The organism is Aquifex pyrophilus, from assembly GCF_054656935.1.
On the sequence record NZ_BAAHXJ010000005.1, the window covers coordinates 359,636 to 379,289 of the forward strand.

The window sequence follows — 19,654 nt, forward strand, 5'->3', positions numbered from 1 at the left end:
TTATTAACCTTCGGTTTCTTCAGAATCTGACACCTCAATGTAACCAAATCCCTGCCCCGTTCTAAGCCCCAAGCCGTAAAGGTAAACGAACTTAAGGAGTTCCGAATCAGCTCTGAGGATGAATTTCCCGAGAAATCCCTTTAACACTCCTCCGTAGTGCTTCACAAGGACATTTTTTCCCTTAACAGGTATAAACTCAAACTCCTTAACCTTAAGGGGTTCTCCCTTTATCGCTTCGTATCTCCTCTTTACGTTCTCAAGGAGGGAGATGTTAAACTCCTCTTCGTCGGGTGTTATATACCTCTCCCTTTCATTTCTAAATCCTATTCTCTCAACGATTAGAGGGGAGAGAGTTTTAAAAGCTCCCGTGAGTGTTTTCATCTCTTCCCTTTCTATCCTCACGATACTGAATGCTTGGTTTCCTATCCTGTGTCTGTATTTTTCCTTTTTTAGCCTCAGTATGCCGTTGTAAAACCTAACTATAGTTTCAATGTCCCCCGAAGAGAAGCGTAGGTTAATACCTTTTACGTTATCTATAAAGTCTCCCTTGAACTTTGCATCTTTAAAGTAAACGCAAAAGGTATAGGGTCTCGGTCCTTCCTCTGAAAAGTAATCCTCTCCAAGAGTTTTCTTTAGAAGGGAGATAAACCTCCTCCTGTAATCAGCGTTTATCCTCGCAGGCTTCTCTGCCTTAAGCTTTACGATAAATCTCAAAGATATTTCCCTCCCTTATGTTTCTTATATCCTCAAGTTTAAGAACTCTTTCATAACCATATGGTTTTTCGTAATTGTATATGTAGCCGGGGCTGTAATAACCAAAGGCTACACCCACCATGAAGCAGACAGCAACGGGGGCGGAAAAGAAGAAGTGAAACTCCCTTACACTCTTTTTCTCCCTTATGTCCTGTATGAGGCTCGCTATTTCTCTTGATACCTTTATCATTTCTTCGGGTGCAAGATTTCCCGATTTTTTATGTCTCACAATAAGGTAAGAGGGGTTCAGGGCCTTTGTGTAGGCCTTCACGTCCGCTTCAGCGCTGTGGTGGGAAAGGGAAAGGATAACAACAAGTTTTTCCCCTCCTTCCTCATAGGTGTATTTTATGCTCTCGTATTCCTTTAGCCTTTCCTTTAAGCTTCTGACGTTATCAACCTTCAGGGGTATATACTCCCCGTTCTGGAAATGGTAAAAGACAAAGGGCTTATAGCTTCCGTAAATCGTTCCGCACGCAAAGGCAAAAGCAGAGGCCCCGTTAATTCCTATGTGGTAAACCTCTCTCCCCGAGAGCTTTTCCTCAATCTTCTTTATTCTTCTGTAAAAATCCCCTACTTTTTCTTTCCACACGCTTTCTTTAGGCTCGAGCCTTCCCGTAATCATAAGAACGGTTTCTTCACCTATAGCGTTAAAAAGTTCAAGGTTCTCAAGAACTTTATCAACATTCTCTATTAAAAGGCTTTTCAGGAAGCTCCTGAACTCTCCCTCGTAGTTCTGGGTTGTTTTCGTAATGAAGAGGGGAACGTCGTATCTCTCAGCATCAAGCCAGGCTTTTATATCCCGGACGTTGGAGAGTCTTGAGGGCGGAATGAGTCTGTATCCGTATTTTTGAGCGAGCTTCCTCTTTTTGGGTATTCCGTTTGCCTCGTAAATCCTCCCTTCCCTGTCTATTTTTCCCGTAAATAGTAAATCCTGGGGAAGGTTTTCAACATACAGGGAAAGAGTTAGAGACAGCATATAGCTCTCCCCGGAGAAAAACTCATCAAAGAAGGCGAAAAAGCCAAATCCGAGGAAATCCTTTATAACGTTGAGGGAACTTTTGAGGTGTTCTGCATTTGTGATGACTTTGCTCAAGCCCTCAACGGTTATAGCTCTAACGAGCTTCCCTTCCCCATCGTTTACCGTGGGTATTAAAACCTCCCTGAAGGGGTTATTTAAAAAGGCCCTTCCCTCCTCCTCGGACACGCGAAAAGCTTCCGTTAGCTTGCCGAGACTCGGATAAACCTTCTTTTCCTTTATGTATTTCACGAGCTCATACTGCTTGAAGGGTGTCAGGAGCTGAAACTGCTCCATGACTTCGTCTAAGTCTTCGTCAAGCTTGCCGTTCCAGAGTAGCCCTTTGAAGTGCTCGTCCTCAATCGCGTAATACCTGAACATCTAACTCCTCCTCAAGGAAAGAGTAAGAAGGAAGCTCGGGAAGGTTTTCAATAATTATCCTCTCCTCCCCCATACCTTCGTAAATGAGCTCACCTCTTAAGGTTATCCTTACTCTCTTCCCTATAAGCTCCTCTGGAAGGTAAATAATTAGCTTATTCCCCTCAACGACGCCGAGCCAGTTTTCCCCCCTCAGGTAATTCTGGGGCTGTGCAGCGACTCTAAGCTCTGGTCTTTCCGTTAACCTGTAAGCTAAAAGAGTGGGGAACTGAACGATAACCTCATTTTCCTCACTTTCTTCCTTTAGAATTGTGTATGCAATTGATGAGAGGTTTAAATCCTCATACCTCTTGTAAACCGCTTTTATAAACTTCTCCCTCCACTTTCCTATCCCTTTCGTTCTCGCCGTTCTCACGTATTCCCTGACTTTTTCAAGACCTTTCTCGTTTATCCTGAATACGGGTTTTGAATACTTTTTTAAAATTTCTTTCCTTCCGAAAACCCAGAAGGGGAGGGGAACGAGGCTGAACTTTTTCCAACTTATTACGGGAGGTTTTTTATTCGTAATCGCCAGCTGAACAAAAGATGTAAGGGGGACAATTGTATATAACTCTCCCTCCTTATTTATTACGAGAAACCACTCGGGCGGGTCCGTCAGAAAGAGCCTCACCTCTCCTACTTTCGGTTCCGTGGGATTTTTTGCCTCAAGGAGTATCCTTCCTCTTCGCTTTACGTAGTTCTCGTAAAGGATTTTCTGGATGTCCATCAATTTTCCTCCTTCCTCTTATAACCTCTTTTTTCACATACCTCTGACAGATACTTTTCCGCAAACTCTCTAAACTCTTCTTCTGTAGGCTTAAAAGGAAAGAGTTTTGCAAGCTTCTTCTTCAGCCTTTCCCATCTCTTATAAAGGGTTGTTTTGTTCATACCCTCAAGCTTTATCTCAACCGAGTAAAGCTCCTTATATAGGTAATAACACAGAACGTCTATGTCTTTATCCTTCAGTTTATTACTTACAGCACCGAAGAGCTCCTCCGAAGCAGGACTTAATTCGTAATCCTCTTCCTCTCCGAAAACCTCCTCAAAATCCCTCACCTCTCCCTCCTCGTCCCTAAAGACAACCTTTTCCTCTGAATTCCCGTTCAGTGTGTCAACCATACAGGTGTATATAACCCTTGAGATATAGGAGTGGTTTATCCGGGGTCTTGTTTCAAGTTCCTCCTTCAGGAGATAAAGTTTTAGGTATAAAACCGAGAGTATCTCATCCACGTAATCGTCTCCTATCTTTTTTCTCAGGAAGACTTCAAGCCCGCTTTTTGTCGCTTCCTTTTTTATTAGCTCCTTAAAATACTCCTTCTCCTTTCCCTCAAGGAATGCGAAAACTTTACCCTTAATATCCGCCACGGTAAAACCTCAAACTCTCAAGATATTCAAGGTCTTCGCAACTTCCGCAAAGTATGAAATCTTTTAGAGTATTTGATTTGAGTATGTATCCAACAAAACTTCTTTTTCTGTCCCTGAATATATAAGTGTCCTCATAAAGATTTGGGCATCTTTTGCATAGCCTCAGGTTCACGTGAGGGTTTTGTTTTCTCCGCGTGAGGAAAACGAGTTTTAATTCCTCCCCGGAGATATACCAGCCTATGAAGGGTCTTTTCCTCCTCGGTTCTTCCCCTTTCTCAAGCCTTCCCCTTATTCCCAAATCTGTATTCAGTAGCTCCTCAAGAAACTTTAAATTCTCAAATTTAATAACTCCCAAGAATTTGTTCCCCCTTTTCTTGAGTGTATCTTTATAAATCTCCTCAAGAAGCTCCCTCATTGATGAAAAATATTTTAAACGCCCGAGCCCGCTATGTGTCTTCCTCCGTCAACCATTATTATCTCCCCCGTTATGCTGTTAGTTGTGAGAAGTAGGTCAAGGGTTTTAAGTATGTCCTTCATTGATACCTCTCTTCTCATGGGAGTTCGCTTGAGTATTTTTTCCCACTCTTCCTGGGTGTAGTTTTCCGCTTTGAGGACGGGGCCGGGAGCTATGCAGTTCACGGGAACGTGAGGGGCAAACTCCTTTGCGAGAACTCTTACCGCGGTGTGAAGTGCTCCCTTTGCGACGAAGTAAGCCCCGAAGTTTTTGTAAGGGGAAATTTCGGTAGCCCAGTCCCCGAAGGCTACTATATGCCCCTTTATATCTCCCTCGTTTTTCAACATAGCTTTGTAGCTCTCAATAGAGATAAAGAAGAAAGCCTCCGCTATTGGTATGAAGTGGTTGTATAAATCCTCCCTCATTGTCTCAAGTATGGGTTTTCTCACGTACGGAGAGGCAAGGTGAACGAAGGCGTCAACTCTCCCGAACTTATTCAGGGTCTCTTCAACGACTCTTTTCGTGTTCTCGGAAAGGCACAAATCAAGCTTTAAGGTTAAAACCTCTTTTCCCTTGAAAGCTCCGTATTCCTTTATCTCCTTTGCTGCCTCTTCGCTTCTGAAGTAAACCACCGTGAGGTTATAACCTTTATCTATAAGGAACTTTGATACTTCCCTTCCTATTCTCTTTATTCCCGTGATTATCGCAACCTTTTCCATAACAATAGCTTAAAGGAGTTCTCAATCTATTCCTATAAGCTTTTTCAGTTTTTTTATCTCGTCCCTTAGCTTTGCCGCTTTCTCAAACTCCCAGTTCTTCGCACACTTCCACATCTCCTTCTCAAGCTTTTCTATTTTCTTGAGAATATCCTCCTCGGATTTCACACCTTTCGGTATGTCCGTGGGAAGCTCCACGTAATCAAGCTCTTCAAGGGCGAGGAGTTCCTTTACGGGTTTCTTCACGCTTCTCGGCGTTATCCCGTGCTTTTTGTTGAACTCCTCCTGTATCTTCCTCCTCCTGTTTGTTTCGTTTATCGCTTTTTCCATGGCTTTCGTTATCCTGTCTGCGTAAAGTATGGCCTTTCCGTGAACGTTTCTCGCGGCCCTCCCTATCGTCTGTATGAGTGCCTGATAACTCCTTAAAAATCCTTCTTTGTCCGCCTCAAGTATGGCGACGAGGGAAACCTCCGGAAGGTCAAGCCCCTCTCTGAGTAGATTCACGCCCACTATAACGTCTATTCCTCCCTCCCTGAGCTCCTTTACCAGCTTCGCCCTCTCTATCGCATCAAGCTCCGAGTGCATGTATTTTGCCTTTATCTTCCTTTCCGTAAGGTAGTCGGCAACGTCCTCCGCAAGCCTTTTCGTTGTCGTGAGGACGAGAGCTCGCTCCTTTCTCTTTTTCACTTCCTTAATCTCCTTAACCAGGTCCTCAAGTTGGTTCATCTTCGGTCTCACTTCAACCACGGGGTCAAGGAGTCCCGTCGGTCTCACTATCTGTTCAACAACGTTTCCCTTGCTCCTCTGGAGTTCCCACTCCCCGGGTGTTGCGGATACGTATATAACCTGGTTTATCCTCTCAAGGAATTCTTCAAACTTAAGGGGTCTGTTGTCAAGGGCTGAGGGAAGCCTCCATCCGTATTCAACGAGCTTTTCCTTCCTGCTCCTGTCCCCGTTATACATAGCCCTCAGCTGGGGAACGGTCATGTGGGACTCGTCTATTATGAGGAGAAAATCCTCGGGGAAGTAATCGAGAAGGGTAAAGGGAGGTTCTCCCGGTTTTCTTCCGTCAAAATACCTCGAGTAGTTCTCTATGCCCTTGCAGTGTCCGAGCTCCCTAATCATCTCAAGGTCGTGCATAGTTCTCTGGTAAAGTCTTTGGGCTTCTACGTTCCTTCCCCTTTTCTTGAACCAGTTGACTCTCTCTATTAAGTCTTTCTCTATCTCCTCAAGTGCCTGTTCTACCGTGGGTCTGGGGGCTATGTAGTGGGAAGCGGGAAATAGTGAGAAGCTATCAACTTCCTTAATTATGTGTCTATTTAATATATCTATTAATACTATACGCTCCACTTCATCGTCCCAGAACTCAACCCTTACGAGGTAATCCTCCGTGTTTGAGGGGACAATCTCAACCGCGTCCCCCCTCACAGAAAAGGTCGCCCTCTTGAAGGCGTAATCGTTCCTCTGGTATCCGAGCTCTATGAGTTTCCTCAGAAGTTTTGAGAGGCTAAGCCTTATTCCCCTCTCAAGCTTTATCCTGAGCTTCTCGTAATGCTCCGGCTTTCCGAGTCCGTATATGCAGGAAACGGAAGCTACAACTATCACGTCCCTTCTTTCCAGAACGGATATAGTTGCGGAGTGTCGGTATCGCTCAAGGGTCTCGTTTATGCTCGCATCCTTCTCTATGTATAAATCCTTTTCGGGTATGTATGCCTCGGGCTGATAATAATCGTAGTAAGAAACGAAATACTCAACCGCATTCTCGGGAAAAAGCTCCTTAAACTCCCTGTAGAGCTGGGCTGCGAGAATCTTGTTGTGAACGACAACGAGTGTGGGCTTATTGTACCGGGCTATTACGTTGGCTAAGGTATACGTTTTTCCCGTTCCCGTCGCTCCCAGTAGGACCTGTTCCTTTACACCCCTCTCAAGATTCTCAAGAAGTTTTTCTATAGCTTTTGGCTGGTCTCCCGCTGGCTTTAACTCCGATACGAGCTTAAAGGAATCTCCCATAGAATTTTAATTTAAAAGGTAAGCTCCTCGTCTGTTTCCCCGAGGATTTCAAGGCCTTTTATGTGTTTCTTCATTCCCTCAAGGGCTTCCATCAGCTCCTTTACTTTGTGTGGCGTTGCAAGAACGTAAACCTCTCCAGTTCCCTTCTCTTTTGTTCTCGTGAGGGCGTAACGGGGAAGCCCGTCTATTAGGGAATTGAACAACCCGACCTCTTCAACGGGCATTCTTACCTTAATCACCTTTGCCTTTATCTCTGACCCTGACGATTTTCGCATTGAACAGCTCCATAACCTTTAAAACAGCTTCATCTTGCTCCGGTCTTGAGGAATTTTTTTTTACCTCAACCTCATACTCAACGAAGGGAAACCTGCTTTTGAGTTCCTCAAGCTCCTTTTTAAACCTCTCGTAAGTTTTCTCATCAAGCTTTATTATTAACTTCCCCTTCTCTTCAAACCCGTTTCTTATGAGTTCTCTCAGTATGGGTTTTGCTTCCCTTTCAAGCTTATCTTTAAGGCTTTCTTCCTTCTCTTCCTTCTTTTCTTTTATTTCCTCTTTCGTCGGTTTTTCCTCCTTTACCTCAACCTTTCCAAGTCTTGATATGGGGATAATCTCCTTAACAATCTTCGTCTTTATTACCGCAAGCTCGTAGGCAAACAGGGGCTCCCTCGTTCGCGACTCAACCTTTCCCCTGTTCACAACGTTTTCAAGATAAAGGAGTGCCTCAAGGGGGTAATTTTTAAACTCCTCGTAATCCTCCGGATTTTCAACAATCCTTTCGGGTTTCTGGAGGCTTTTTACGAGAATGGCGTGCCTTATTTCTTCCTCAAGCATCTCCCAGAACTTCGTAAGGTTGTATCCCTTCTGGGAAAGTTCCCTAAGGAAGTTTATCGCTTCATCAACCTGTGAATCAAGGAGAAGCTTCATGAAACTCCTTACTGTTTCCGCACTTAAGATACCGAGGAAGTTCTCAACAGCTTCCTTCGTTACCCTTCCCTCTCCGTAAACGCTTGCCTGGTCAAGGAGGGAAGCAGCGTCCCTCATGCATCCCTCAGAGGCTTGAGCGAGTATGTTAAGGGCTTCCTCCTCATACTCTATCCCTTCTTTTTCACATATTAACTTCATATACTCAATAACCTTTTCTTTGGGAACTTTGCTGAAGATTATCCTCTGGCACCTTGAGAGGATTGTCGGGAGTATCTTGTCGTATTCCGTTGTGCAGAGAACGAAAACGGTATTGGGAGGGGGTTCTTCAAGGGTTTTGAGAAGGGCGTTAAAGGCCTCCTTCGTTAGCATGTGAGCTTCGTCTATTATGTAAACCTTATACTTTCCCTTTATGGGTTTGTAATTAACCGCTTCTTTTAATGTTCTTACATCGTCTATACCTCTGTTTGAGGCTGCGTCCATCTCTATGAGGTCGGGGAATATGCCCTTATCTATCTCCCTGCAGTTTTCACACTCCCCGCAGGGTTCTCCTCCGGAGGGGTTCTTGCAGTTTAAGGCTTTTGCGAGAATTCTCGCTATGGTCGTCTTTCCAACACCCCGGGGTCCCGCAAACAGGTATGCGTGAGAAACTCTGTTATTTCTTATTGCGTTTTTTAAAACTCTAACGGGAACCTCTTGTCCGATAACTTCCCTGAAGAACTTAGGTCTGTATTTCCTTGCAAAAGGAACGTAGGTCATTAATGACCTCTTTCCGCGTACTTCTTAATCTGTTCCTCCAAAAAGGCTAAAATTAAAGGTATCTGCTTCTTTACGTTATCCTCGGATATTGCTTCCTCGTGGAGTTCGTTGGCAAGCTTTGCCACCAGCTTAAGCAAACGTTTATAAAATTCCGCGGGGGAAATTTCTCCGTTTTTGCGACCGTCTTTTAGTTGCTTTAACTCCTGTGCGAGTTCCTGGGAACCCACGGAATACCTCCTCCAGGTTTAAGAAAGGACCCTGCGCACGGGACGGCGGGCTTACCCTTGCTCCCTTTCGGGCCTGGGGGATTCACCCTGTCCCGTCGCAGGGCTAATAATTAAATATACACGAGGCACTTTATTTGTCAAGTTTAGATTTTATTAGCGGGGGAGACTAAAAAGAAATTTCTGATTTTAAGGTCATTTTATTATTGACTAAAATCATATGAAAGTATATATTTATTTACTGATAAAGGTCATAAGGAGGCGTGTCATGAAGCGTCTTGCTTCTCTTGCGGTTAGTAGCCTGGTTCTGGTGTGGGGTGTTGTAAAGGCAGAAACGAAACCTCCGGAGCTTACTCCCGAGGAGATGAAAAAGGCGGCACAGATTTACTTTGACAGGTGTGCGGGATGTCACGGGATGCTCAGGGGAGGAGCAACGGGACCTCCCTTAAAACCCGAGATTATGAAACAGAGGGGAATTGACTACATAAAGTGGATAGTTTACAACGGAACGCCCGGCGGAATGCCCGACTGGGGAAAGCAAGGAGTTCTTACAGAAGAGGAAATAGAGCTCCTTGCGAAGTTCCTAATGCACGAACCCCCTCCGCCTCCCGAGATGGCACTTCAGGACATGCTAAAGACCTGGCACGTTTACGTTCCCCCCGAGGAAAGACCCAAAAAGCCCGAGCACAAGAGAAACTGGAAGAACTTTATGGGCGTAATACTCAGGGACATAGGAAAGGTTGCGATAATAGACGGGGATACGAAAGAACTCGTAAATATTGTTGATACGGGATTTGCGGTTCACATATTCCGTTCCTCGGGAACGGGAAGGTACTTCCTCACTATAGGAAGGGACGGAAAGGCCACGCTCATAGACCTGTGGATGAAGAAGCCGGACAAGGTTGCGGAGGTTAAGGTTTGTTACGATGCCCGTTCAATAGACACGAGCAAGTATAAGGGAAGAAAAGGAAACTACATGGACAAACTCGCGATAGTGGGCTGTTACTGGCCTCCAAGCATAGTTATACTTGACGGACAGACCCTAAAGCCCCTCAAGATAGTATCAACGAGCGGTTATACATACGATACGGAAGAGTTTGTTAGGGAAGCAAGGGTAGCTTCAATCGTTGCCTCCCACTACGACCCCGCATGGATTGTCTCGGTAAAGGAGACGGGACATGTCTGGATTGTTGATTACTCAAAACTTCCCGACGTTAAGGTGAACATGATAGAAACCGAGAGATACCTCCACGACGGGGGATGGGACTCTTCAAAGAGGTATTTCCTCGTTGCGGCAAATATGAGGAATAAGGTCGTAGCGGTTGACGCAAAGGAGAAAAAACTCGTCGCAAAAGTAGAAACCGGTGTAAAGCCCCACCCTGGAAGGGGAGCGAACGTTAACCATCCCAAATACGGACCGATATGGTGTACTGGACACATAGGTTCTAACAATGTAGCCTGCATAGGAACGGACCCCGAAGGTCATCCCCAGTATGCCTGGAAGGTTGTCGCAAACATAGAACTCCCCGGTCCCGGAGGAGGAACGCTCTTTATAAAGACTCACCCCAACTCAAAACACATATGGGTTGACAGACCGCTCAATCCCGACGACAAGCTAAAGAAAGAGGTTTACGTAATTGATAAGAAGACCTTAAAGGTTATCAAGACAATAGACGTGATAGAGGACCTCAAAAAAGCGGGATACAAAATGCCCGAAAACGCAAGGGTTGTTCACCCCGAATACGACATGCACGGCAAGGAGGTATGGATTTCCATATGGGGAAGGAAGGACCAGCCCACCGCTATAGCGGTTTACGACGACAAAACGATGAAACTCAAGAAGGTGATAACGGGAGACTGGGTGAGGACGCCCACGGGCATATTCAACGTTTATACCACGACCCACGACATTTACTGAGGTGTATATATGCCTTCCCTCATTGCACTGCCTCTTTTTGTTTTCTTCCTTTTTTCCTTCGGAAAGACGGAAATTTACGAAAAATACTGTTCTCCCTGCCACGGCAAAGACAGACTCGGCAAAACAGCACCTCCCTTAATCCCCGAGTTTTTAAAGGGAAAAAACCTAAAGAAAATAATCAGGGAGGGACTCTCTGCAACGGGCATGCCTCCCTTCCCTAACCTTACCCAGGAAGAGATTAACGCTCTCATTTCCTACATAACTAAACCCGTGAAAAACGTAAATTACGGGCTTGAGGAAATAAAGAAAAGCTTTCAATACTTAGAGGAAAAACCGAAGAATTACGAGATAAAGAAGTTTATAAACATCACCGTAGCGGTTGATAAAAGCGGCTTTGTTTACCTCCTTGAAGGGGAAAGGCTTCTTGATAAGTTCCCCATGAAATACGTCCACGGAGGAGTTAAGTTTTCCCTGAAAGATTATGTATTTTACGTTCCTTCAAGGGATGGATGGATAATCTCATACGACCTGAAAGAGAGAAGACCCCTCTCAAAGGTTAGGGCATGCGTTTACCTCAGAAACATAGCCCTATACGGGGAGAACGTTGTTGCGGGATGCGTCCTCCCGAAACAGCTCGTCGTACTCTCAAGAGCGTTGAAACCCTTAAAAGTTATTCCCTTAAAGGGCAGAATAAGTGCGATATACACCCTCTATAAGAGGGATGCCCTGATAGTGGCCTACAGGGATAGAAGGGAGGTAGGCATATTTAACAAGACCCTGAGGAGCTATCCCGTTGAGGAGCCCCTTCAGGACTACTTCATTGACCCCTTTGAGAACTACATAATAGGAAGCTCAAGGGATGGAAAGAAGGTAGTTATTTACAGAATTGAGGATTTTAAAAAAGTTTATGAAGAAAAAACCGGGAGCCTTCCCCACCTCTTTGCGGTCAGCTTCTGGTATAGGAAGGGAAAATTTTATATGGCTACGAGACACAGGGACGGGAGCCTGACACTCTGGGAGCTTTACAACTGGAAGAAAATAAAAACCTTCAGGTTAAAGGAGAAGGGCTTCTTCGTGAGGACCCACTTCAAGAACCCATACCTCTGGCTCGACACCTACAGAAATTACGTACTCCTCCTTAACAAAAAGAGCCTAAGGCTTGAAAGAATTAAGGTCTCCGAAGGGGGAACCTTTACTCATGCGGAGTTTTCCGGGGACGGGAATATAGCATACCTGAGCGTTCTTGGGGAGGGGCTTGAGCTTTTGGACGCATACAGCTTTAAGAAAATGAAGAGCTACCCCCTTAAGTATCCTGTGGGGAAGTATAACGCGATACTAAAAAGCAGAAGCTTATACGGGGCCTTTCTCGGATACGAGGTATTTATGGAGAAGTGCTGGGGATGCCACCACCTCAAAAGAGAAGCCTTCGCACCGCCTCTTGAATGGATAGCGAAAAACAGACCGAAGGATTTAATACTTTCCCAGATTTTAAACCCCGAAAAAAACTATAAGCTCCTCGGATACACCAGAAACGCCATGCCCAGGATAAGACTGAGTGCCTATGAGCTTGAGGCGTTAATGGAGCTTTTTGAAGCTTTAAGAAAGGATTTGGTGGAGTGAAAGATGCTGAGAGTAAGCCGGTATGTAAGGAAAGCATTAAGGAAGGAAGTTCCGAAGCCCATAAACGGAGTAATCCTTATATGGAATCTCACGAACAGGTGCAACCTTTACTGTAAGCACTGCTACGCTTCCGCAAACCAGAATAAAAGGGAAGAGCTTTCCCTTGATGAGATAAAGAGGATTTCCGATGAGTTGAAAGAAGAAGGCGTTAGGTTCGTAATTATTTCGGGAGGTGAGCCCCTCCTCAGGGAGGATATTTACGATATAGCGAAGATACTGAAAGATAAAGGATTTAAAACATACCTCTCAACGAACGGGATACTCATAAAGGAGGATAACGTAAAGGAGATAAAGGAAAGCTTTGATTACGTGGGAATAAGCGTTGACGGAAATCCCGAGGTTCACGACCTCTTCAGGGGAAAGAGGGGAGCCTTCCGGGAGTCCGTAAGAGCCCTGGAGCTGTGCCTTTCGGAAGGAATAAGGACAGGGCTAAGGTTCACCCTAACGGAGCTTACGAAGGACTCCCTTGATTACGTATTTACGCTCGTTGAGGACTTGGAAATACCGAAGATTTATATCTCCCACATAGTTTTTGCGGGAAGGGGGAAAAGGCTTGGCGGTGTTGAAAAGGAGGAGTATAAGGGCGTTGTAAAAAGAATTCTTGAGAGGGCTCTCTCTTACGTTGAGAAGGGAAAGGAGATAGAGGTCGTTACGGGAAACAACGAGTGCGATGGCGTTCTTCTCTATAAGCTTTTTTCCGAACGTTATCCCGAATACGGGGAATACCTTTATGAGGGACTGAAAAACTGGGGAGGAAACAGCGCGGGAGAAAGGCTTGTGAATATAGACCACAGGGGAAACGTAAAGCCCGACCCCTTCTTCCCCCTAATTCTCGGGAATCTAAGGGAAAGGAGCTTTAAAGAGATATGGAACTCTAACGGCATTCTCTCAAAACTAAGGGAACGCCCGAGAAAGCTCAAGGGAAGATGTTCCGAATGTCCATACCTTGAGGTATGTAACGGAAACTCAAGGGCAAGGGCCTACTTCGCCTACGGAGACCTTTTTGAGGAGGACCCGTTATGTTACCTCTGATTTTATTATTATTCTTCTTTGCCTTCGGTGATGTCTTCGTCGTAGAGAGGGAGAAGGGAAGTCTCGCGGTTATAAAAGAAGATAAACTCGTTGAAGAGATTAAGGGACTCGGAAATCTGAATCACGCAACCCTTAAATTCTTCAAGGGATACGGATACCTCATAAGCAGGGATGGATACCTCTCAAAGATAGACCCCCGAAATTACAAACTCCTGAAAAAGGTAAAAGTTGGGGAAAGCACGATAGGGCTGAACTTCTGTGGGGATAAGGTTCTCGTTGCAAACTACTCCCCCAAAGACGTAGTTATTCTCAACACGGAACTGAAAATCCTAAGAAGGATAAAAACGGGCTCAAGAAACGTCGGCATAAAGGGAAGGGAAAACCTCTTCGTTTACGCCCTCATGGACAAGGATACCGTTGAGATAAGGAGATGCGATAACTACGGGCTGTTGAGAAGCATACCCGTCGGTAAGATGCCCTTTGACGCTTTCCTTTACGGGGATATATACGTAGTGGGATTCTTTCTTGAGGAGGGAATAGGCCTAATAAACCTTAGAAATTTCTCATATAAGAAAGTCCTCTTTAAAGCAGAAGGGAAGGAGGTTGTTTTCAAGATTCCCCACTTCGGCTTTTGGGGAGTCTGGGAGGAAAAGGCTTACATACCCGCGGTAGGAGAGAGAAAGATTCACGTGATAAGTCTGAGGGATTTCTCATACCTGGGGAGCATTGAAGTGAAGGGGCTTCCCGTTTTCGTGAGAGTTTCCCCGGACGGGAAGTATTTAGCGGTAAATTACAGCGGGGATACGGAGGATTACCTGACGCTCATTGACCTGAGAGAGAAAAGAGTTTTAAAAACGAAAGCCCTCGGGAAGAGAATTCTCCACTTCAGATTTACGAGGGACGGAAGGTTTATATACCTCTCCTCTTACTATGAGGGAAAGTTGAAAAAGGTAAGCGTTCCTGAGCTTGAAGTTGTGAAGGAGATAAGCGTTCCTACGCCTTCGGGCGTTTTTATTTACGGAGGTGAGTGATATGGGAAAGGTTTACATCGTGGGAGCGGGACCCGGAGACCCCGAACTCCTCACCCTGAAGGCATACAGAATACTGAAAAAGGCGGACGTGGTTCTTTACGACAGACTTGTAAACGAGGATATACTGAACTACGTAAACCCTTTGGCAAAGCTCGTTTACGTGGGAAAGGAGGACGGGAAGCACACCATTCCCCAAGAAGAGATTAACAGGCTTCTCCTCTTTTACGCAAAACTTTACAAAAACGTTGTGAGACTGAAGGGAGGAGACCCCTTTATATTCGGCAGGGGAGGAGAGGAAGCCCTTTTCCTTGAGAGGAACGGGATACCTTACGAGCTCGTTCCCGGCGTAAGCTCCTTTTACGCGGTTCCCGAATACGGGGGAATCCCCTTAACCTTCAGGGGAATATCCTCCTCCTTCGCAGTCGTTACGGGACACGAAACCGTTGGAAAGAGAAAGTATGTAAACTGGAAGGCCTTTAAAGATATAGACACGGTTGTAATACTGATGGGAGTGAAAAACAGACGGAGAATAGCAAAGGAGCTCATAAACGCCGGGAGAAACCCCTACGAGCCCGTTGCCTTCGTGGAAAGGGGAACTACCGAGGACCAGAGAATAGTTATATCAACCTTAAAGGAGGTTTCGGAAAACCCTCCCGAAGTAAATCCCCCAGCGGTTATGGTCATTGGGAATGTTGTAAATCTTCATAAGGTCCTGAAGGAGTTTAACGAGACGGGGAGGTTCACCTATGGAGCTCTTAAAGATACTCCAGGAAGACATACCGATACTTGAAAGACCTTTCAGATACGTGGCGGAAAAGCTCGGCATACCCGAGAGGGAGGTCATAAAAGAAGTAGAAAGGCTCATGAGGGAAAAGGTGATAAGGCAGATTTCCCCCATTTACGACACAAAAAGGGCGGGATACGACAGCTCCCTCGTTGCCTTTAAGGTTCCTCCCGAGAGGATTGAATCGGTGGCGAAGCTTATAAACACATGCCCGGGCGTAAGTCACAACTACGAAAGGAACGACGAGTTCAACCTGTGGTTTACAATAGCGACTCCCCCAGATGCTAAGCTCAGCCTTGAAGAGGCGGTAAAGAGGCTTTCGGAAATATGTAGCGTAAAAGATTACACCGTCCTCAAAACCGTAAAAACTTTTAAAATAGGCGTTAAGCTCAGTTTTGGCTCGGTATTTGAAAGGGAGGAAGTCAGGGAAGTAAAGGAAGAAAAACCCGTTCCTTTAAAGGAGTTTGAGAAAGCTGTTATAAGGGAAACCCAGGAGAGCCTTCCCATAAAGGAAAAACCTTTTGAAGATATAGCACAAAAACTCGGCGTTGATGAGGAAAAGCTGTTAGAAACCCTGAAAAGCCTCAGGGAAAAAGGCGTTATGAGGAGGTTTTCCGCAATACTCTTTCACAGAAGGGCAGGTTTCAGGGCAAACGGAATGGCAGTCTGGAAGGTAGAAAAGAATAGAGTTGAAGAAGTAGGAAGGTTTTTCTCAAGCTTTAAAGCAATTTCCCACTGCTACGAGAGGAAAACAAACGGAATTTGGGAGTATAACCTCTTTACAATGATTCACGGAAGGGAGAGAAAAGAGGTTCTTGAGCTATGCGAATACCTCTCTAAGGAAACGGGCATAAGGAACTACAAGGTTTTATTCTCAACGAGAGAATTTAAGAAAAAGAGAGTAAAACTGTTCACCCCCGATTACTACGAGTGGGAGGAGAAACTACTCCTTTAGGTATTTAAAGGCTTTATCTCCTATATCCTTTCTGTAATGCATCCCCTCAAAGCAGACGTATTTAATCGCTTCGTAAGCTCTTTCCTTTGCCTCTTTTAAGGTATTTCCGTAGGCACAAACGTTTAGAACCCTTCCCCCAGAGCTAACGATAAATTCTCCTTCCCTCTTTGTTCCCGCGTGGAATACCACAACATCTTCCATCTTTTTGAGATACTTCAGTCCATGGATAATCTTACCCGTTTCGGGTTTCTGAGGATACCCCTTAGAGGCAAGAACAACACAGAGAGCCCAGTTATCGCTCACCTCAAGGCTTATATCCTTTCCTTCGTAAAAATCAAGCAGGAGCTTAAGAAAATCCCCTTTTATGCGCATAAGTATAGGCTGGGCTTCCGGGTCTCCGAGCCTGACGTTGAACTCAAGAACTTTAGGACCTTCCTTCGTTATCATTAAACCCGCGTAAAGGAAACCTCTGTAGTATATACCCTCATTTTTGAGACCCTCTATGACCCTTTCAACAATCTCCCTCTTTATTCTCTCCTCCGTTTCTCTGTCTATAACAGGGGTAGGCGAGTAAGCACCCATTCCGCCCGTATTCGGTCCCCTATCCCCGTCAAGGAGTCTCTTGTGGTCCTGAGAGGTTGGGAGAGGAACGTATTTATCCCCGTTTATCATAACTATGTATGATGCCTCTTCACCTTCCAGAAACTCCTCAATAACCACTTTCTCGGAAGCTTTTCCGAAAACCTTTTTATTAAGAAAAAGGTCAAGGGTTTCAATTGCCTTCTCAACGGTTTCGCAAACAACCGCACCCTTTCCGGCTGCGAGCCCATCCGCCTTTACAACTATGGGGGCTCCTACTTTTTCAACGTATTCCTTTGCCTTCTCAAAATCCGTAAAGACCTCGTATCTCGCGGTTGGTATGTTGTACTTCTTCATAAAGGATTTAGCAAAGGCCTTGCTTCCCTCAAGCTTTGAGGCTTCCTTATTAGGTCCGAAAATCTTAAGCCCTCTTTTCTCAAAGGCGTCAACTATTCCCTCAACGAGGGGTGCTTCCGGACCCACAATCGTAAAATCTATCCCCTCCTTTTCCGCAAATTCCGCAAGGCTCTCAACATCTGTGGGAGATATATTTACCTTTTTTCCTATCTCCCATATACCTGCGTTTCCCTTGGCTACATAAAGCTCACTTAGAAGTGGACTCTGGCTTACCTTCCAGGCTATCGCGTGCTCTCTTCCTCCGTTTCCAACTACAAGAACTTTCACGTAAAAGTATTATATGATAATAAGGACGCATGACGGTAGAAATAAAGGTAATAGATATTCTCAAAAAGGCTTACGAGCTCAAAGCAAGCGATATACACATAACGGTTGGTGTCCCTCCCGCTGTAAGGGTTGACGGTGCCATAAGATTCCTTAATGAGTTTCCGAAACTCAGACCCGAAGACACTCAGAAGCTCGCTTACTCCGTAATGGCGGAAAAGCACAGAACGAGGCTTGAAGAAAAAGGGCAGGTTGATTTCTCGTTCGGTGTTAAGGGTCTCGGCAGATTCAGGGCTAACGTTTTTTATCAGAGAAGCTCCGTAGCTGCGGTATTCCGTTTACTTCCCTCGAGAATACCGAAGGTAGAGGAGCTCGGATTAACACCAAAGGTTCTCGAGCTTTGTCATAAGAAGATGGGTCTCGTTCTCGTGACGGGTCCAACGGGTTCGGGTAAGTCAACAACCCTTGCCGCGATGATAAACTACATTAACGAGCACATGCCCTACCACATAATAACGATTGAGGACCCAATAGAATACCTATTTACCCACAGAAAATCCATAGTTAACCAGAGGGAGATTGACCAGGACGTTCACTCCTTCAGTGAGGCCCTGAGGGCAGCTCTCAGGGAAGACCCCGATGTAATACTCGTCGGTGAGATGAGGGACCTCGAAACCATGGAGACAGCTCTGAGGGCTGCGGAAACGGGACACCTCGTTTTCGGAACCCTTCACACAAATACTGCAATATCCACGATAAGCAGAATTGTTGATATGTTTCCCCCCGAGCAACAGGAACAGGTTAGAACAGTCCTTTCCTTCGTCCTTCAGGGAATAATATCCCAAAGGCTTCTTCCTAAAATTGGTGGTGGAAGAGTTCTCGCTTACGAATTGCTTATTCCAAATACCGCTATAAGAAACCTTATCAGGGAAAACAAGCTCCAGCAGATTTACTCCATTATGCAGAGCGGTCAGGCGGAAACGGGTATGCAAACCATGAACCAGAGTCTATATAAACTTTATAAGATGGGATTGATAACCTTAGAAAATGCCCTTGAAGCCTCTCCGGACCCGAAAGAGCTTGAGAGGATGATACGGAGTGGTAGATAATGCCCTTATACCACTACAGGGCTATAACTGAGGACGGGAGAGTAGTTGAAGGGGAGGGGGAATTTGCCTCCCTTAACGACTTAACCCTTAAACTCTCCTCTCAAAACCTTATACTCATTTCCGCGAAAGAGGTAAAGGAAAAGGACAAAGAAAGGGGAAAGGGAATTTCCATTAGTTTTAAGATTTCCCTTCCGTTCGGAGGAGTTTCCTATAGGGATTGGTCCCTCATAACGAGGCAGTTATCCGTTCTTATAGCTTCGGGTGTTCCGATAGTTGAAGCTTTAGAACTTATAGCGGAACAGGTTTCAAATAAGAAATTAAAAGAGGCTTTACTCGAGGTTTCAAAGGAGATTGAAGAAGGTAGCTCATTCCACGCAGCTCTTGAAAAGAGAAGGGATATATTTCCCGAATTTATTATAAACATGGTTGCGGTAGGTGAAGAAACGGGTGAACTTGACCTCGTTTTGAGAAGAACTTCCGAGTATTACGAAAAGCTTGCATTTATAAAAGGTAAGATTAAGAGCGCATCCTACTACCCCACGTTTGTTCTTTTATTCGCAACAATTATTGTCTGGGGAATTCTTACCTTTGTAGTTCCAAAGTTTGCGGATATATATCGCTCATTTGGAGCTGAATTGCCCCTTCCAACTCAAATTCTCCTCAACGTTTCAAGAGCTTTACAGGAAAATCTTCCCTATATACTCAGTTTTATAGTTGTATTCGCTTTTATATTCACAACTTTTTACAAAAATAGCTATACCTTCAGGAAAGCGGTTCATAATCTTTTGATTCGTATACCGAAGTTCGGTGATATCTTTTTGAAAAGTAATTACGCCCTTTTTGCCAGAACCTTTTCAACGTTATACACCTCAGGAGTTTCCATAGACCGCGCAATAGATATAACAGCAAGGGTTGTGGGATTGGTTCCCTTAAAGGAAGCCCTTGAAGAAGCGAAAGAAGACGTTCTAAGCGGTAAAGCCCTCTGGGCTTCGCTTCAAAAAACGAACATGTTCCCGAGAATGGTTATAGCCATGATAAGGGTGGGCGAGGAAACGGGTAATCTGGACGAGATGCTCAGCTCAATAGCAAACTTCTACGAGGAAGAAGTAGATAGAGCGGTTGAGGGACTCATATCCCTGATAGAGCCTCTCTTAATAGTCTTCTTGGGAACAATAGTCGGTGGAATACTTATAGCCCTTTATCTCCCCATATTCAAGATTGGCGAACTCATAGCCCGTTGAAATATGAGTA

At 45.1% G+C, this 19,654-nt stretch carries 19 protein-coding genes and 1 other RNA gene; 8 read left to right on the plus strand and 12 right to left on the minus strand.

Annotated elements, in window-relative coordinates:
* Positions 1 to 3: 3 nt before the first annotated feature.
* The 11 genes from cas6 to ffs all read right to left on the minus strand — a co-directional run bounded on the left by cas6 (position 4) and on the right by ffs (position 8,744).
* Entirely contained in the window at positions 4 to 714 is a 711-nt protein-coding gene (gene cas6 / locus ACYQZ0_RS05540) for a CRISPR-associated endoribonuclease Cas6 (protein WP_459775608.1), read from the minus strand.
* Positions 692 to 2,149, minus strand: coding sequence for an SAVED domain-containing protein (locus tag ACYQZ0_RS05545; protein ID WP_459775609.1), 1,458 nt, complete (start codon positions 2,147 to 2,149; stop codon positions 692 to 694). Before ACYQZ0_RS05545 ends, cas6 begins: the two co-directional genes overlap by 23 nt.
* Positions 2,127 to 2,912, minus strand: coding sequence for a hypothetical protein (locus ACYQZ0_RS05550; protein WP_459775610.1), 786 nt, complete (start codon positions 2,910 to 2,912; stop codon positions 2,127 to 2,129). The genes ACYQZ0_RS05545 and ACYQZ0_RS05550 overlap by 23 nt, the downstream gene beginning before the upstream one ends.
* Positions 2,912 to 3,550, minus strand: coding sequence for a hypothetical protein (locus tag ACYQZ0_RS05555; protein ID WP_459775611.1), 639 nt, complete (start codon positions 3,548 to 3,550; stop codon positions 2,912 to 2,914). Before ACYQZ0_RS05555 ends, ACYQZ0_RS05550 begins: the two co-directional genes overlap by 1 nt.
* Entirely contained in the window at positions 3,537 to 3,965 is a 429-nt protein-coding gene (locus ACYQZ0_RS05560) for a hypothetical protein (RefSeq protein WP_459775612.1), read from the minus strand. Before ACYQZ0_RS05560 ends, ACYQZ0_RS05555 begins: the two co-directional genes overlap by 14 nt.
* Before the next feature lie 14 nt (positions 3,966 to 3,979).
* Positions 3,980 to 4,723 (minus strand): SDR family oxidoreductase, encoded by a 744-nt coding sequence (locus ACYQZ0_RS05565; protein WP_459775613.1) that lies wholly within the window; start codon positions 4,721 to 4,723, stop codon positions 3,980 to 3,982.
* Between the two features lie 21 nt (positions 4,724 to 4,744).
* Positions 4,745 to 6,730: an excinuclease ABC subunit UvrB gene (uvrB, locus tag ACYQZ0_RS05570; RefSeq protein ID WP_459775614.1), complete on the minus strand. Its 1,986-nt coding sequence runs from the start codon at positions 6,728 to 6,730 to the stop codon at positions 4,745 to 4,747.
* Between the two features lie 11 nt (positions 6,731 to 6,741).
* On the minus strand, positions 6,742 to 6,969 hold the full coding sequence (locus ACYQZ0_RS05575) for a hypothetical protein (RefSeq protein ID WP_459775615.1): 228 nt from the start codon (positions 6,967 to 6,969) through the stop codon (positions 6,742 to 6,744).
* Positions 6,962 to 8,410 (minus strand): DNA polymerase III subunit gamma/tau, encoded by a 1,449-nt coding sequence (gene dnaX, locus ACYQZ0_RS05580; protein WP_459775616.1) that lies wholly within the window; start codon positions 8,408 to 8,410, stop codon positions 6,962 to 6,964. Before dnaX ends, ACYQZ0_RS05575 begins: the two co-directional genes overlap by 8 nt.
* Positions 8,410 to 8,547, minus strand: a complete 138-nt coding sequence (locus tag ACYQZ0_RS05585; RefSeq protein ID WP_459775617.1) for a hypothetical protein — start codon at positions 8,545 to 8,547, stop codon at positions 8,410 to 8,412. The genes dnaX and ACYQZ0_RS05585 overlap by 1 nt, the downstream gene beginning before the upstream one ends.
* A 112-nt stretch (positions 8,548 to 8,659) precedes the next feature.
* Positions 8,660 to 8,744, minus strand: an RNA gene (ffs, locus tag ACYQZ0_RS05590) — signal recognition particle sRNA small type.
* A 158-nt stretch (positions 8,745 to 8,902) separates the two neighbouring features.
* Between ffs and ACYQZ0_RS05595 the strand changes: the two genes are divergently transcribed.
* From ACYQZ0_RS05595 to ahbB, 6 genes are read left to right on the plus strand one after another with little or no spacing between them, the layout of a single operon-like run.
* A complete protein-coding gene (locus ACYQZ0_RS05595; protein ID WP_459775618.1) occupies positions 8,903 to 10,552 on the plus strand; it encodes a cytochrome D1 domain-containing protein in 1,650 nt (549 codons plus the stop codon).
* A 9-nt stretch (positions 10,553 to 10,561) separates the two neighbouring features.
* Positions 10,562 to 12,172 carry a cytochrome D1 domain-containing protein gene (locus ACYQZ0_RS05600; protein WP_459775619.1) on the plus strand — a complete coding sequence of 537 codons (1,611 nt, stop codon included), beginning with the start codon at positions 10,562 to 10,564 and terminating at the stop codon, positions 12,170 to 12,172.
* A 3-nt stretch (positions 12,173 to 12,175) separates the two neighbouring features.
* Complete coding sequence (locus ACYQZ0_RS05605; RefSeq protein ID WP_459775620.1) at positions 12,176 to 13,264, plus strand: radical SAM protein; 1,089 nt, start codon at positions 12,176 to 12,178, stop codon at positions 13,262 to 13,264.
* Positions 13,252 to 14,295 (plus strand): cytochrome D1 domain-containing protein, encoded by a 1,044-nt coding sequence (locus ACYQZ0_RS05610; RefSeq protein ID WP_459775621.1) that lies wholly within the window; start codon positions 13,252 to 13,254, stop codon positions 14,293 to 14,295. Before ACYQZ0_RS05605 ends, ACYQZ0_RS05610 begins: the two co-directional genes overlap by 13 nt.
* 1 nt (position 14,296) lies before the next feature.
* Complete coding sequence (cobA, locus tag ACYQZ0_RS05615; protein ID WP_459775622.1) at positions 14,297 to 15,085, plus strand: uroporphyrinogen-III C-methyltransferase; 789 nt, start codon at positions 14,297 to 14,299, stop codon at positions 15,083 to 15,085.
* Positions 15,042 to 16,034, plus strand: coding sequence for a siroheme decarboxylase subunit beta (gene ahbB, locus ACYQZ0_RS05620; RefSeq protein WP_459775623.1), 993 nt, complete (start codon positions 15,042 to 15,044; stop codon positions 16,032 to 16,034). The genes cobA and ahbB overlap by 44 nt, the downstream gene beginning before the upstream one ends.
* On the opposite strand, the gene purD is transcribed toward ahbB, so the two are convergent.
* A complete protein-coding gene (gene purD / locus ACYQZ0_RS05625; RefSeq protein WP_459775624.1) occupies positions 16,023 to 17,297 on the minus strand; it encodes a phosphoribosylamine--glycine ligase in 1,275 nt (424 codons plus the stop codon). The genes ahbB and purD overlap by 12 nt on opposite strands.
* Positions 17,298 to 17,326: 29 nt before the next feature.
* Here purD and ACYQZ0_RS05630 point away from each other — a divergent pair, with 29 nt between their 5' ends.
* The gene (locus ACYQZ0_RS05630) at positions 17,327 to 18,403 is read left to right on the plus strand and encodes a type IV pilus twitching motility protein PilT (protein ID WP_459775625.1); all 1,077 of its coding nucleotides are present in this window, start codon (positions 17,327 to 17,329) and stop codon (positions 18,401 to 18,403) included.
* Positions 18,403 to 19,644, plus strand: coding sequence for a type II secretion system F family protein (locus tag ACYQZ0_RS05635; RefSeq protein ID WP_459775626.1), 1,242 nt, complete (start codon positions 18,403 to 18,405; stop codon positions 19,642 to 19,644). The genes ACYQZ0_RS05630 and ACYQZ0_RS05635 overlap by 1 nt, the downstream gene beginning before the upstream one ends.
* The last annotated feature ends 10 nt before the right edge of the window (positions 19,645 to 19,654 follow it).